This window comes from Lysobacterales bacterium (assembly GCA_019634735.1).
Lineage (GTDB): Bacteria > Pseudomonadota > Gammaproteobacteria > Xanthomonadales > UBA2363 > Pseudofulvimonas.
This window is the reverse complement of the sequence record JAHCAT010000004.1, coordinates 240070-255598: the sequence shown is the minus strand read 5'-3', so window position 1 is coordinate 255598 and position 15529 is coordinate 240070. Positions and strand designations below refer to the sequence as shown.

The window sequence follows — 15529 nt, the reverse complement described above, 5'->3', positions numbered from 1 at the left end:
AGGATGTGCGACGAAAACGCCAGGGACGGCGCGCCCACGCGAACGACCAAACCACAGTTCCCAGGAAACCACTCCCCGGAAATGCAGCGGTCAGCCACCCGAGCCAGCTCAGGCGCCCGCATCAAGCACCTCCCGCAATGCCGCGGCCGTCGCCGCCAAGGGCTCATGCCGCGACGGCCGCGCCAGCACCGCGGCCAGTGCCAGCGGAACCTCCACCGCGCGCCCCAGCAACGGCTCGACGATCGACTCGAACTTGGCCGGATGCGCAGTGGCGGCCACCGCCCAGGGCCGACGGTCGCCCGCGGCGCGCAGGCCCTCGAGCAGGGCCAGCCCGCAGGCCGTGTGCGGACACACCGCCAGCCCATGGCGGCGGTCCGCGGCGACGATCGCCGCGCGGATGGCGTCGTCGTCGAAGGACGCCGCAGGCGTGGTCGCCCGCAGTGCATCGGCGTCCGGCTGCAACCAGCGCAGGCGCTCGATGTTGCTGGGCGCGCCCACGTCCATGGCATTGGCCAGGGTGGCGACGCTGGCGCGCGGCCGGTAGTCGGCGCCGGCCAGGAACTCGGGCAGGGTTGCGTTGGCGTTGCAGGCCAGCGCGACGGTGCCGATCGGCACGCCCATCGCGCGCGCCATCAGCGCGGCCACGGCATTGCCCAGGTTGCCGGTCGGCACGATCACGTTGAGCGGCCCGCGGCCGTCGCGCTGCCAGGCCATCGCCGCCTGCGCGTAGTAGCCCATCTGCGGCAACAGACGGCCCAGGCAGATGCTGTTGGCCGACAGCAGCGGCCGGCGCGCGCGCAGGGCGGCGTCCGCGAAGGCCGCCTTGGCCATCGCCTGGCAGTCGTCGAAGCTGCCGTCGACCGCGAAGGCGCGCACCGTGCCGCCGAAGGCGCCGAGCTGGTGCGCCTGGCGCGGCGACACCCGGCCGTGCGGGTACAGCACCACGACGTCCAGGCCGGGCACGTCGTGGCAGGCCGCGGCCACCGCGGCACCGGTGTCGCCGGAGGTCGCGACCAGCACGGTGCCCTGCCCTGCCCCGTCCGGCAGGCACGGCAGCGCCTGCGCCAGAAAGCGCGCGCCGACGTCCTTGAACGCGGCGGTGGGGCCATGGAACAGCTCGATCAGGCAGGCGTCCGGATCGCCGGCCAGGGGCGTCAGCGGTACCGGGAAGTCGAGCGCGGCGGCGGCGATCGCCGGCAGGTGCGCGGCCAGCGGATCGCCGGCGAACAGCGGCGCCAACAGGGCCGCGGTGGTCGCGGCCAGTTCCGGCGCTGCGGCCAGGGCATCGAGGTCGGCGCGCAGCTGGTGCGACGGCACGTACAGGCCGCCACCGGGCGCCAGGCCGGCGGCGATCGCGGCGGAAAGACCGACCGCCGGGGCACCGCCGCGCGTGCTGACGAAGGCCAGGCTCATGGCGCACGCCCCACGAGCGCGTCGGCTGCCGCTATCGGCAACCCCCGGCTGTCGCGGTGCTGACGAAGGGCAGGCGCTTGGTACCTGCTGCACAGGCGAAGCGGCTGCCGCAAGCGGCAACACCTGGCTGTCGCTGTGCTGACGAAGGCCAGGCTCATGACTCCTGCTCGAGACGTGCGCCGGGCGCTGCCACCGGCGACACCCAGCGGTCGCTGCCGATGCCCAGCGCGGCGAAGGCCGCCGTCATGGCCTCGGCCACGGCGGCCGCCGACCCGGCATCGGCACACCAGGCGAACAGGCTGGGGCCGGCGCCGCTGAGGCTGGCGCCCAGGGCGCCGGCGGCCAGCGCCGCGGCCTTGGCGTCGGCGAAGCCGGGCACCAGGGGCGCGCGGCGCGGTTCGACCAGGTGGTCGCGCAGGCCGGCGGCGACCAGGTCGAGGTCGCCGCGCTGGCAGCCCAGCAGCAACAGGGCCAGGGCCTGGTGCTGGCGGACGATGTCGGCCAGCGCGAACGGCGCCGCCAGCACCTCGCGCGCACGGCGCGTCTCCAGGCGCTGGTGCGGATGCACCACGGCGCAGTGCAGGCCGTCCGGCACCGGCAGGGGCAGCAGGCGGTCGCCGGTGGCCAGCACCAGGCCGCCGAGCAGTTGCGGGCCGACGTTGTCGCCGTGGCGCGCGCCGGAGGCCACCGCCTCGCCGTCCAGCGCATGCGGGTACAGGGCCGCCAGCGATAAAGGGCGGTCGAGCAGGGCGTTGGCGGCGACCAGGGCGGCCACCGCGCTGGCCGCCGAGCCGCCCATGCCGGCGCTCAGCGGGATGCCCTTGTCGATGCGCAGCTCGATGCCCAGGCCGGGCGCCTGCGCGGCCAGCAGCGAGGCGACCGCGCGGCCGGCGGTGTTGGCCTGCGCGTCCAGCGGCAGCGGCGCGTCGGCGGGGCCGCCGTCGATGGCGACGATGCGCACGCCGGGCGTCGCCGCGCGCCAGGCGCTGACGCGGTCGCGCGGGCCGACGAGGGCATGGCCGAGCAGGTCGAAGCCGGCCGCGACATTGCCGACCGAGGCCGGGGCGCTGGCGATGCTGTGCGGCGCCGCGCTCACAAGCGCGCGCCCAGGGCGGCGGCGACGCGCAGCAGGTCGGCGAACACGCCGGCGGCGGTCACCTCCGGGCCGGCGCCCGGGCCGCGCACGATCAGCGGGTTGTCGTGGTAGCGGCGGGTGCGGAACAGCACCACGTTGTCGGTCAGCGCCAGGTGCGCGAAGGCATGGTCGGCGGGCAGCGCGGCCAGGCCGACGCGGGCGCCGTCGGCGTCGAGGCGGGCGACGTGGCGCAGCACCTGGCCCTGCCCGCGCGCTTCGGCAAGGCGCGCGGCCATCGGCGCGTCCAGGGCGTCCATGCGGGCCAGGAACCCGGCGCGGTCGAGCCCGGCCAGCTCGGTTGGCACCAGCGACTCCACCTGCACCTGGTCCAGCGCCAGCGGCCGGCCGGCCTCGCGCGCCAGGATCACCAGCTTGCGGGCGACGTCCAGGCCGCCCAGGTCGTCGCGCGGGTCCGGCTCGGTGTAGCCCAGCGCGCGTGCCTGCCCGACCAGCGCGCCGAACGGCACGCTGCCGTCGTAGCGGTTGCACAGCCAGGCCAGGGTGCCGGACAGGATGCCCTCGATGGCGATCAGTTCGTCGCCGGTGTCGAGCAGGTCGCGCAGGGTCGACAGCACCGGCAGGCCGGCGCCGACCGTGGCCTCGTAGCGGAACAGGCCGCCGCCGGCGCGCGCGGTTTCCAGCGCCTGCCAGCGCGGCAGCGGCCCGCTGCCGGCGTGCTTGTTGGGGGTGACCACGTGGATGCCGCGGCGCAGCCAGTCCGGGTAGCGGTCGGCGACGTCGTCGCTGGCGCTGAGGTCGACGATCGCCGCGTGCGGCAGGTGGGCGGCCTGGACATGGTCGGCCAGGGCGTCGAGGTCGGCCGGTGCCTCGGCGGCGGCCAGGCGCGCGCGCCAGTCGGCAAGGTCCAGCGCCAGCTCGTCGCGCAGCAGGTGGCGGCTGTCGGCGATCGCGCGCACGCGCAGGTCCAGGCCGGCGGCGCGCAGGCGCGGCTGCGCGGCGGCCAGCTGGTCGATGAAGGCGCGGCCGACGTTGCCCGGGCCGACCAGGCCCAGCGACAGCGTCTGCGGCGACAGGAAGAAGCCGGCGTGGGCGGCGCGCAGGGCGCGGGTGGCGTCGTCCTGCGCCACCGCCACCGAGATGTTGCGCTCCGAGGCGCCCTGGGCGATCGCCCGGATGTTGACCTTGGCGCGCGCCAGGGCGGTGAACAGGCGCGCGGCGATGCCCGGCGTGCCGGCCATGCCGTCGCCGACCGCGGCCAGCACGGCAATGCCCTGGTCGGCGCCGACCGCGGCGATCGCGCCGCTGGCCAGCTCGGCGGCGAAGGCGTCGCGCAGGGCGCGCACCGCGGTGTCGGCGGCGCCGGCCTGCACCGCGCAGCAGATCGAATGTTCGGAACTGCCCTGGGAGATCATCACCACCGAGACGCCGGCGTCGTGCAGGGCGCCGAACACGCGCTCGGCGGTGCCGGGCACGCCGATCATGCCGGCGCCGACGACCTCGACCAGGGCCAGGCCGGTGACGGTGGCGATGCCCTTGACGGGCGGCCCGCCGCAGGGGCCGCGCTCGATGCGCGTGCCCGGGCGTTCCGGGGCGAAGGTGTTGCGGATGACGATCGGCATGCCGCGGGCCAGCGCCGGCGCCAGGGTGCGCGGATGGATGACCTTGGCGCCGAAGTAGGCCAGCTCGCAGGCCTCGTCGTGGCTGAGCCGGTCCAGCAGCACCGCCTCGGGGACCAGGCGGGGATCGGCCGAGAGCACGCCGTCGACGTCGGTCCAGATGTGCAGCGCCTCGGCCTCGAACAGGTCGGCGAAGATCGCCGCCGACCAGTCGCTGCCGTTGCGGCCCAGGGTGGTGGTGGCGCCGTCGGCGCGGCGGGCGATGAAGCCGGTGACGACCACGCGGGGGGCGCGGTGGTGCTTTCGCCAGGCAGCCAGACGGGCGCGGGTGGCGGCCTGGTCGACCACCGGCCCGGCCGGCGTCGTGGCCACCTGCAGCACCTGGCGGGCGTCCAGGTGGTCGACCGCCAGGCCGCGGGCGCGCAGGGCGCGCACCAGCAGGCCGCTGGAAAGCACCTCGCCCAGGCCCTGGACGAAGGCCAGCGCCTCGGCGGACGGCGCGCCGAGCAGGGCCTGGCCGTGCAGCAGGTCGGCGAGGTCGGCGAATTCGCGGTCGATGAAGCCGGCGTCGCCGTCCGGCAGCAGCTGGTCCGCCGCCTGCCGATGGCGCTCGGCCACGGCGCGGAGCTGGTCGCGCCAGTCGGGCAGCCCGGCGCTGGCGGCGGTCACCAGGGCGGTCAGCGCGTCGGTCACGCCGGCCATGGCGGACACTACGGTCACCTGCAGGGCCTCGTCGCGCGCCGCCAGCAGGTCGGCGACCTGGGCGATGCGTCCGGCATCGGCCAGCGAGGTGCCCCCGAACTTGTGCGCTACCACGGTCATGCCCGATCCCCGCTTCGCGCATTGCTGCGCCGCAGCGAAGACTATGACGGATCGCCGGAGAGTTGAAGCCGGGACTGGGGACTCGGGACCCGGGACTCGGGACTGGGGACTCGGGACTGGGGACTGGGGACTGGGGACTGGGGACTGGGGACCGGGGACCGGGGACCGGGGACCGGGGACCGGGGACCGGGGACCGGGGACCGGGGACCGGGGAACCGGGGACCGGGGGACCGGGGGACCGGGGGACCGGGGGACCGGGGGACCGGGGGACCGGGGGACCGGGGGACCGGGGGACTGGGGGACTGGGGGACCGGGGGACCAGAGCACCGGGGGACCGGGGACCGCGGGCCGGGGCCGGGGTTGGGGCCGGGGTTGGGGCCGGGGCTGGGCGAGCGGGATTGGGGAATCGGGATTGCCGGAAACGGAGCGGCATCAGCTCCCCTCTCCCGCGGCGCGGGAGAGGGGCTGGGGGAGAGGGTCGGGGCTGGCCATGATCTGCATCGTTGCCCCTGCAGCGGAGCGCGCTGGGCGGGGCGGCCGTCTCCCACGCCCCGCCCCCGCAGGCGGGGGAGGTGCGAAGTGCGGTGCCGTCGCGCTGGCGACACGCCCCAGGGCAGCGGGCCGGGACACGACGTCGATCAGGCCACGGCGAAGGGCCTCCGCGCAAGACTCCGATGCCCGCGCCGGCGGGCACAGCCCTTCGCCGGCGCGAGCGCGTCGCCGCTCAGGGCGCGGTGCCGCCGATGAACTCGGCCAGCCAGGCCTGCTTCTCGCGGTACCAGCGCAGCGAGTTGTTGTGCTTGAGCACCCAGTGGTTCTCGTCCGGGTAGTACAGGAACCGGCTGCGCACGCCACGGTTCTGCAGGGTGTTGAACAGCTCGATGCCGTGGTTCACCGGCACCCGGTAGTCGAGCTCGCCGTGGATCACCAGCGAGGGCGTGTCGAAGTTGCCGGCCTGGTAGTGCGGCGAGGTGGCGCGGAACTGCTCGGGCTGGTCCCAGAACTCGCCGTGGCGGCGCCGCGAGGCGCCGTAGTCGGAGGCGTACTGGGTGTACAGGTTGTACACCGCGGCATGGATGACCAGGGTCTTGAACGGGTGCTCGCGACCCAGGATCAGCGAACTGAGATACCCACCGTAGCTGCCGCCAGCGGCGGCCATGCGCTCGCCGTCGATCCACGGCTGCGCGGCGAACCACTGCGCGGCCTTGATGGTGTCGGTGTAGGGCAGGGTCGCCCAGTCCGGGTTGATGGCGTCGGTGAAGTCCTGGCCGAAGCCGGACGAGCCATGGAAGTTGTGCCAGGCGGTGACATAGCCCCAGCTGCCGAACACCTGGGCGTTCCAGCGCCAGTGGAAACCGTCGGTGATGCCGTTGTGCGGACCGCCGTGGATCAGCAGGTACAGCGGGTATTTGCGGCTGCGGTCGAAACCCGGCGGATAGTTCACCCACATCTGGATCGGCTGGCCGTTGGCGCCTTCGTAGGTGACGCTCTCATAGGTGCCGAAGTCGGTGGCGGCCAGCAGCTCGTCGTTGAAGCGCGACAGCTGCGTGGCGGCGCCGCTGCGCGGATCGACGCGGACCAGGGTCGGCGGCAGCACGAAGCTCTCGTTGAGCGCGACCAGCACGCGGCCGTCAGCCGACATCGCCGGCGAGCCGTAGCTGGTGGCGCCGGTGATCGGCGTGACCCGGCCCGAGGCCGTGTCGATGCGATGCAGGCGGACGGTGCCGGCGTCGTCGATGGCGACCACCATGCTGCGTGCATCGCGCGTCCACAGCGGGCCGCTCACCGAACGGTCGAAGTCCTCGGTCAGCACCCGCTCGGCGCCGCTGCGGCGGTCGACCAGCACCAGCCGCTGGCGGTCGGCGTAGAAGCCGCGGATGGTCTGCCTGGAATAGGCCAGCCAGCGGCCATCCGGGCTGTAGCGCGGCGCGCTGTCGCCGGCCGGGTTGCCGGCGGTGAGGTTGCGCACCTGGCCGCTGGCCAGGTCGATGACGTGGATGTCGTTGTTGCCCTCGACGCCGCTGGTGTCGGTGTCGACGGTCAGGGCGATCTCGCGGCCGTCGGGGGAGATGTCCCAGGCGCCTGCGCCGCCCTCGCCGACCAGGCGGACGCCGGTGCCGGGGGTGATCGGCCTGGGCTCGCCGCCGTCGATGCCGATGCGGTACAGGTGCACGTCGCGATCGTCCAGGAAGCGGTCCCAGTAGCGCACCGGCGCCCGGTCCCAGACCTGGGCGCGGTCCTTGCTGTCCTTGCGCTCGGTGATGCGCTTGCCCTGCGCGTCCCAGGCCTCGAGGTCGGTCCACACGCGGGCCGCGAAGCCGACCTCGCGGCCGTCCGGGAACCAGCGCGCGCCGGTGGCGCCGGTCGGCACGTTGGTGACCCGGCGCGCCTCGCCGCCGGCCAGGTCGATGACGTAAAGCTGGTTGACCTCGTCGCCGGTGCGGCGCGATTCGAACAGGATGCGGCTGCCGTCCGGCGAGAACACCGGGTTGCTGCTGGCCACGCCCTCGGCGGTCAGCGGCCGGGCGCCGCCCTCGGCCAGGTCGAACAGCCACAGGCGCGACAGCGACTGGTCCTTGGCCTTGTCCGAGGTCGCCACCGCGACCACGGCGCGGCGGCCGTCGGGCGACACCGCCGGGCTGGACAGGCGCTTTAGCTCCCACATCCGCTCGGCGGACATCGGCGCGCGGCCGGTGTCCTGGGCCTGCACGGGCGCGACCGCCACGGCCGGCGCCAGCAGGGCGAAAATCCACAGCATTCGGGTCATTGCGATGCTTCCGGTGACGACGGGGACGGCCAGCTTCGTCCAGCCCCCCGCCGCGATCAAGCCGGCTGCGTCCGGGCAGCGCGCACTTGCGGCCAGCGGTGGGCCCGCCCGGGGAGGTCCGCACGGCCCCGGTCCGCGGGCCTGACGGCAGGCGAAACCCAGGGGCGGCAACGAAGACCGTCGTGGCCCGGATCCCCCGCCGCCCCTTGCCCGGCCGGCCCGGCCGGCGCACACTCGGCGCGGCACTGGCATCAAGGAGGCTGCCGTGGCGGGTCCCCTCGGCCTGTTCAAGAACCTGTTCCGCAAGGAATCCGAACCGCCCGAGCGGCGCTCGACCGAGCGCGTGGATGCCCGCGAGGGTCTGCGCATCCTGGTGGTGGACGACTCCAGCACGGTGGTCGCCGTGCTCGGCAAGATGCTGCGCCAGGCCGGCTACGAGGTCAGCGAAGCGGTCGACGGCGAGCAGGGCCTGGAAACGGTGACCCGCGACCTTCCCGACCTGGTGTTCCTGGACATCGTCCTGCCCGGCATGAGCGGCTTCGCCGTGCTGCGCGCGATGCGCCGGGATCCGCGAAGCCACCATATCCCGGTGATCATGATCAGCGGCAACCTGCGCGCCACCGAGGAGTTCTACGGCCAGCGCATCGGCGCCGACGACTTCATGAAGAAGCCGTTCGGTCGCTCCGAGGTGTTCAGCCGCATCCAGGCGCTGGTCGAGCGCGGTCGGCTGCCCCGCCGCGGCCTGCCGGCCGGCCTTGCCGACAGTGCCCCCGATACGGTCGAACTGGTCCAGGACGCGCCCGCACCCGACGCCACCCGCCAAGGCTGAGGCGCGCCGCGCCGTGCCGCCGGGGGCGCACGGCCCTCGGCAGACCACCCCGGACACGACGAAGGGCGGCGACCTGCGGTCGCCGCCCTCGCCACGGCCAGCCCCCGACGGGCCGGCCGGCACCTCGGCCCGGGTCTACTGGAAGCCGTTGCCGAAGATCGCGTCGGCCCGCGAGCACAGCACCGGCACGTTGCCTCGCTGCCAGGTGCCCGGACCCTGCCTGACCACGTAGTCCACGACGTAGGCGGTGTGCTCGTAGCCGGTATTGGACACGTCGATCAGGCGATAGGCGTAGGGCCTCGGGTTGTAACGGCAGGACTGGATCAGGTCCGAGTAGGCCGGCGCGAAGCCGCCGATCGCGCCGCCGATCTCCAGGCCGCTGCCCCAGAAGCTGGTGGTCTGCACCTCCTCGGTGATGCCGCTGCTCCACTCGTAGGCGCCGCCGAGCTGGACCTTGGCGATGAAGCCGGCCTGCAGGTCGAACTCGGCGCCGACCCGGATGGCGCTCTCGAAGCCGGTGATGTCGCCGACCAGGTTGCTGGCGTCCTGGCTCAGGTTCCAGGCGGTGGTGGCTGAGTTGCCGATCGCGGTGTTGGCCCAGATCGGGTGCGTGCGCAGGTTGCCGTGGTGGTTGCAGCCGCCGTTGACCGGATAGCCGCCGGAGCCGTCCCAGAGCAGGTCGCCGCGCACCTGGATGGTACGGAAGCCGCCGCTGACGCCCTGCCCCGGGTCCCAGACCAGGGCGTTGAAATAGCCGTCGTTGGCCAGCGGGTCGCAGACCGCCTCGGGATAGGCCGGCGGGTCCAGCCGGGTGTCGCCGAACACCTGGATCTGCGCGACGTTCATCCGCGCCAGCCCCGGGTGCTGCAACCGGATGTAGCGGGCGCTCAGCATCTGCGAGGGGTTGTTGCGGTTGCGCGTCCAGATGCTCCACTGGCTGTAGGCGACATCGTCGCCGGTCTCGGGGGCGAACACCCGCACGTTGCCGCCGGACGGCAGGCCGCTCGCGGGCATTGGCGTCGGCGAGGCGTACACGCGGTAGCCCTTCAGGTTCGCCGCGTTGCCGGCGGAGGGGAAGACACGGATGTTGGAGATGTCCATCGTCCTTCCAAGGTCGATCTCCAGGTAGGGGCGGAACGCCTGACCGGTACTGGCCGCCTGGGTGGTGAACAGGCCGTCGGTGGCGTTCGAGGCGACCTGGCCGCCCGCGAACTGGACGTTGCTGGTGACCGGCCGGAACAGGCTGAGGCTGGCCCAGTCGCGGTGCAGCGGCATCCACTGCGCCGGCGGATGGTCGACCGGGGTCGCCGGGATCTGGGTGTCCCAGAAGCGCGCGTCGGTACCCGACATCAGGCGACTGCCATCGACCACCTCGCACATCCGCACCGCGCTGTCGGGATCCTGGCCGCCGTTCTGCGTGGCGACGTTGTAGCTGTAACAGTTGAATGTGTTCTCCTCGATCACCACGAGCGCGTCGCCCTGGTCCTGGGAGAACGACTGATCAAGCCGGTAGCTGTTCTCGCTGCCGCTGAGCGCGCCGTTGCTCGCCTGCCAGAAGTAGCCGGCGGTGGCGCGGACCGACGCCTCGACACCGGCCGCCTCCGACCCGATCGAGATGCCGAGGTAGGCGGAGACATCGTGCGAGGTGAACGAACCCGAGCGGCGTTCGGAGCTGGTGCCGCCCGTGGTCGACTCGCCGAAGCTGGCCAGCTTGTTCGCGGTGGCCTGCAGGCGCTGGAAGTAGGGCGGCATCCAGATCACCTGCCGGACCTGTGGCTCCTCGACCTGGCGGCAGTCGGTGGCGAGCGTGGCCAGCAGGGAGTCGCCATCGAGATCGGCGGCCAGAACGACGTGCGCGGCCAGGCCGCTGTAGCCATCGAGCTCCTCGCTCTGGTGGCGGCCCGCGAAACTCGCGGGATTGGCGGTGCTGGCGAGCTTCCAGACCGAGCGCGTCATGCGCTGGGTCGGGCCCTGCGCGACGGTCATCACCTCGGCGATGCCGTCCTTGTCCATGTCGCCGACCGCAACCCGGATAGCCGTGGCGTACTGCCCCTGGCCAAGCGAATGGGATGCCTCGTAACTCGGCGAGGAGCGGAACAGGTAGCGGTAGCTGGCAAGGTCGCCACCACTGCTGGTGCCGCTGGCGCTGACCGCGATGGTGCGCTGGTACTGGCGCTGGGAACCGTCGGAATCGACCACCGTGAGTCTCACGTTGTAGTTGCCGGCCTGGGCGAACACCTTGGTGGGATTGATGGCACTGACGGTTCCGGAGTTGTCGCCGAAATTCCAGGTCCTCGAGACGATCGGACCGGTCGACTGGTCGGTGAACTGCACGGTGAGGCCGTTGCGCTCCCAGGTGTAGCTGGCCGTGGTCTGCGCCTGGACCTTGTAGGCCTCGACGCCGACGCCGCTGCCCGAGGTCCGGCCGCGCGCGATCACGAGTTCCGCGGGCGAGATGCGGTCGATGCTGCCGATCACCGCATCGAAACTCCTCAGGGGATCCGACTCCGCGGACTGCAGCATCACGCTGCTGTCGAAGTCCGCACCCGGCCCGCGACTGTTGAAGGCCACTCCGGTGATGGCGTTGTCGGCGTCGCGGGTCGTGGTCCAGCGGACCAGCCGCATGCCGATGTAGTTCAGGCTGCTGCCGCTCCGGAACTGAACCAGCAAGGCCAGCTCATGGGCCGCCGAGTCGACGAGGTCGCCTGCGCGGGCGATCAGCCGCTCGATCGAGGTCAGGCCGATGCCGCCACCGTCGTCGACATCCCAGGACGTTCCCAGGGGGCTGGCATGACTGAAGGTGCCGATGTTGACATCGCCTGCCGCCACCGGCATCTGCGCGACCTGTGGCAGGTAGGAAAGCAGGTGATAGTTGAGCGCCCTGGACTGTCCGCTGCCTGATTCGTTGACCACGACGAGCTGTTCGCGGCCCTCCAGCAGCAGGTCGCCGGCGGCCAGGCTCACGTGTCCGAACACGCCGGCGCGCTGCCAGCGGCCGGCGGAGTTGCCGTCGGTCTGGAAGATGCCGCCGGCGCCGTCGCCGGTGAGCACATGCAGCTCCAGGCCAGCCGGATTGGTGCCGCGCAGCAGCACGGCGAGCTGCTGGCGACCGTTGGCGGCGCCGGAGAGGTCGGCGGCAGCCAGTTGCACCACGTTGAAAGTGCGCGTCAGCGTCCAGGTGTCGAACAGCTCGACGTTGTTCCCGGAGCGGCGGAACACGCCCAGGCGCAGGTGGCCGTTGGCGGTCACGCGATGGGCCGTGACCACCTCGTCGCGGCCATCGCCGTTGAGGTCGATGGTCACGGCATCGAGGAACGCGGTCCCGGCCAGCGCACCCTGGGTGAGGGACGCCCGGAAGCTCCGGGACAGCGGATTGGGTGCCCCCGGTGCGGTCGGCTGGTACTCGTCGAAGCCATTGAAAGTGCCGCCACCGGCGAACAGGTGCACGAACTCGGTTTCCTGGCCGATCGTCGCGGTGCGGCCGAATGGCGTCTGGTCGCAACTGATGTTGCTGCGCTCGTGGCTGGCGAAACGCGGCAGGTAGGACTCGCCCCCGCTGGCAGGCGGGGACGGCTGTGCAGCCGCCACGGCGGTCGCCGCGGCCAGCAGCACGGTGGTCAGGATTCTCTTCATGGCGATCTCCCCGCACGGTGGTGCCCGGGCGACTTGCCCGGTCCTCACCCGCGCAAGCGCAGAACGCGGCCGGTTCCTATCACGCGCCATGGAAGTGCCGGTCAGAGCCCCTGCCGACCTGGTTGGCGTCGTGTTTCAGCCCGCTGCCAGGCGGCATCTAGCCAGTGCGACGGCACCGAACTTCTCCCCTCCCCCGCCTGCCGCGGAGGGGCGGGGGAGAGGGCCGCCCCGGCCAGCGCGCGCCGCCGGGCCGGCAACGGTGCAGATCATCGCCAGCCCCGACCCTCTCCCCCGGCCCCTCTCCCAGAGGGAGAGGGGAGCAGCGCGCGCTCCAAATCGCGCATCCCGAGTCCCGAGTCCCGAGTCCCGAGTCCCGAATCCCGAGTCCCGAATCCCGGGTCCCGAGTCCCGGGTCCCGAATCCCGGGTCCCGAATCCCGGGTCCCGAGTCCCGGGTACGCTTTCCGGCGCCGCCAGCCAGGCTCAGCCGAAGACGAGCGTGCCGCCGCGCGCGGACACCTTCACGGTGTCGCCGGCCTTGTAGTCGCCGGCCAGGATCTTCTGCGCCAGCGGGTTCTCGAGCTGCTGCTGGATGGCGCGCTTGAGCGGCCGGGCGCCGTAGACCGGGTCGAAGCCGGCCTGGCCGAGCAGGTCCAGGGCGGCCGGCTCGATCTCCAGGCGCAGTTCGCGGTCGGCAAGGCGGGCGGCCAGGCGCTCGACCTGGATCGCCGCGATCGCCCGGATCTGCTCGGAACGCAGCGGGTGGAACACCACGATCTCGTCCAGGCGGTTGATGAACTCCGGCCGGAAGTGCGCCTGCACGGCGCCCATCACCGCCGCCTTCATCTGCGTGTAGGCCTCGGCGGTGTCCTCGCCGCCCAGCTCCTGGATCAGGCTGGAGCCGAGGTTGCTGGTCATCACCACCACGGTGTTGCGGAAGTCCACGGTGCGGCCCTGGCCGTCGGTCAGGCGGCCGTCGTCGAGCACCTGCAGCAGCACGTTGAAGACGTCCGGATGCGCCTTCTCGACCTCGTCGAGCAGCAGCACCGAGTAGGGCCGGCGGCGCACCGCCTCGGTCAGGTAGCCGCCCTCCTCGTAGCCGACGTAGCCCGGCGGCGCGCCGATCAGGCGGGCGACGCTGTGCTTCTCCATGAACTCGCTCATGTCGATGCGCACCATCGCCTCGTCGGTGTCGAACAGGAACTGCGCCAGCGCCTTGCACAGCTCGGTCTTGCCGACGCCGGTCGGGCCCAGGAACAGGAACGAGCCGTTCGGCCGGTTCGGGTCGGACAGGCCAGCGCGCGAGCGGCGCACCGCATCGGCGACCGCGCGGATCGCCTCGTCCTGGCCGACCACGCGCTGGTGCAGGGCGTCCTCCATGCGCAGCAGCTTGTCGCGCTCGCCCTCCAGCATCTTGCTGACCGGGATGCCGGTCCAGCGCGCCACCACCTGGGCGATCTCCTCGGCGGTGACCTTGTCCTGGAGCAGCCGGAAGCCCTCGGTCTCGGCCTTGTGCGCGGAGGCGAGCTGCGCCTCCAGTTCCGGCAGGCGCGAATGCTGGAGCTGGCCGGCGGTCGCGTAGTCGCCCTCGCGCAGGGCGCGGTCCAGGGCGATGCGCGCCTGCTCGATCTCCTCCTTGATGCGGGTGACGCCCTGCACCGCGGCCTTCTCGCCCTTCCAGACCTCCTCGAGGTCGGAGAACTCCCGTTCCAGGTCGGCGATGTCGCCCTCCAGGTCGGCCAGGCGCTGCTGGCTGGCGGCATCCTTCTCCTTGCGCAGCGCCTCGCGCTGGATCTTGAGCTGGATCAGGCGGCGCTCCAGGCGGTCCAGCTCCTCGGGCTTGGAGTCGATCTCCATGCGGATCCGGCTGGCGGCCTCGTCCATCAGGTCGATCGCCTTGTCGGGCAGCTGGCGGTCGGCGATGTAGCGGTGCGACAGGGTCGCCGCGGCGACCACGGCCGGGTCGGTGATCTCGACACCGTGGTGGACCGCGTACTTCTCCTTGAGGCCGCGCAGGATGGCGATGGTGTCCTCGACGCTGGGCTCGCCGACGAACACCTTCTGGAAGCGCCGCTCCAGGGCGGCGTCCTTCTCGATGTACTTGCGGTACTCGTCGAGCGTGGTGGCGCCGACGCAGTGCAGCTCGCCGCGCGCCAGCGCCGGCTTGAGCATGTTGCCGGCGTCCATGGCGCCTTCGGCCTTGCCGGCGCCGACCATGGTGTGCAGCTCGTCGATGAACAGGATGATCTGGCCCTCGTTCCTGGCCAGGTCCTTGAGCACGGCTTTCAGGCGCTCCTCGAACTCGCCGCGGAACTTGGCGCCGGCGATCAGCGCGCCCATGTCCAGGCTGAGCACGCGCTTGCCGCGCAGGCCCTCGGGCACCTCGTGGTTGACGATGCGCTGGGCCAGGCCCTCGACGATGGCGGTCTTGCCGACGCCGGGCTCGCCGATCAGCACCGGGTTGTTCTTGGTGCGCCGGCTGAGCACCTGGATGACCCGGCGGATCTCCTCGTCGCGGCCGATCACCGGATCGAGCTTGCCGGCCTCGGCGCGGCCGGTCAGGTCGATGGTGTATTTCTCCAGCGCCTGGCGCTGCTCCTCGGCGGTCTGGTCGGAGACGGTCTCGCCGCCGCGCATCGCGGCGATCGCCTGCTCGAGGGCGGGCTTGCCCACGCCGGCGGCCTTCAGGGCCTGGCCGGCCGCGCCCTTGTCGTCGAGCAGGGCCAGCACGAACAGCTCGCTGGCCACGAAGGCGTCGCCGCGCTGCTGGGCCAGCTTGTCGGTGAGGTTGAGCAGGCGGTTCAGGTCGTTGCCGATCGACAACTGGCCCTCCTGGCCCTTGACCTGCGGCAGGCCGTCGAGCAGCTCGCCCAGGCGCTGGCGCAGCGCCGGCACGTTGCCGCCGGCCTGGGCCAGCAGCGGCCGCACCGAGCCGCCCTGCTGGTCGAGCAGGGCGACCAGCACGTGCACCGGCTCGATCAGGTTGTGGTCGCGCCCGACCGCCAGCGACTGGGCATCGGCCAGTGCCTGCTGGAATCGGGAAGTCATCTTGTCCATGCGCATGGGCGACAGTCCGGCTGGCCGGCGCGGGGAGCCGGCGATGTCCGCTAGGTGCGGCCGCGCGCACCTGCTTTCAAGGCGCGCCGACGGCCCGCCTCGACGGGCCCGTCCCGGATGTTTCCTTGGCCCGCACATTTCATGAGGCCGCGTAGCGAGGCCGTCGGGATCGGGTCGCAGCGCGGGCAGCGGATCTTTTGACAGCAAAGGCGTAGCCCACACCACGTCGAGTCGGCCAGCCGGAGCAGACCGCGCCACGACGCGAAGATCGGCGGCCGCAGCAATGGACCACTGAAA

General features: G+C 72.6%; 7 protein-coding genes. 1 reads left to right on the top strand and 6 read right to left on the bottom strand.

Translation table 11 applies throughout. The annotated features are described in order from the left end of the window. Nucleotides 1–108: 108 nt before the first annotated feature. The 4 genes from thrC to KF823_06135 all read right to left on the bottom strand — a co-directional run bounded on the left by thrC (nucleotide 109) and on the right by KF823_06135 (nucleotide 7714). Nucleotides 109–1407, bottom strand: a complete 1299-nt coding sequence (gene thrC, locus KF823_06150; GenBank protein MBX3725484.1) for a threonine synthase — start codon at nucleotides 1405–1407, stop codon at nucleotides 109–111. A gap of 160 nt (nucleotides 1408–1567) precedes the next feature. After that, nucleotides 1568–2509, bottom strand: coding sequence for a homoserine kinase (locus KF823_06145; GenBank protein ID MBX3725483.1), 942 nt, complete (start codon nucleotides 2507–2509; stop codon nucleotides 1568–1570). Beyond that, complete coding sequence (gene thrA, locus KF823_06140; protein MBX3725482.1) at nucleotides 2506–4947, bottom strand: bifunctional aspartate kinase/homoserine dehydrogenase I; 2442 nt, start codon at nucleotides 4945–4947, stop codon at nucleotides 2506–2508. Before thrA ends, KF823_06145 begins: the two co-directional genes overlap by 4 nt. Before the next feature lie 724 nt (nucleotides 4948–5671). Further along, nucleotides 5672–7714, bottom strand: coding sequence for a S9 family peptidase (locus tag KF823_06135; GenBank protein ID MBX3725481.1), 2043 nt, complete (start codon nucleotides 7712–7714; stop codon nucleotides 5672–5674). Between the two features lie 283 nt (nucleotides 7715–7997). On the opposite strand from KF823_06135, the gene KF823_06130 reads away from it, so the two are divergent. After that, nucleotides 7998–8543 (top strand): response regulator, encoded by a 546-nt coding sequence (locus KF823_06130; GenBank protein MBX3725480.1) that lies wholly within the window; start codon nucleotides 7998–8000, stop codon nucleotides 8541–8543. A 135-nt stretch (nucleotides 8544–8678) separates the two neighbouring features. Here the strand turns inward: KF823_06130 and KF823_06125 are convergent, their stop codons facing one another. Next, nucleotides 8679–12176 carry a PKD domain-containing protein gene (locus KF823_06125; GenBank protein ID MBX3725479.1) on the bottom strand — a complete coding sequence of 1166 codons (3498 nt, stop codon included), beginning with the start codon at nucleotides 12174–12176 and terminating at the stop codon, nucleotides 8679–8681. A 482-nt stretch (nucleotides 12177–12658) separates the two neighbouring features. After that, on the bottom strand, nucleotides 12659–15238 hold the full coding sequence (gene clpB / locus KF823_06120; protein MBX3725478.1) for an ATP-dependent chaperone ClpB: 2580 nt from the start codon (nucleotides 15236–15238) through the stop codon (nucleotides 12659–12661). Nucleotides 15239–15529 lie beyond the last annotated feature (291 nt).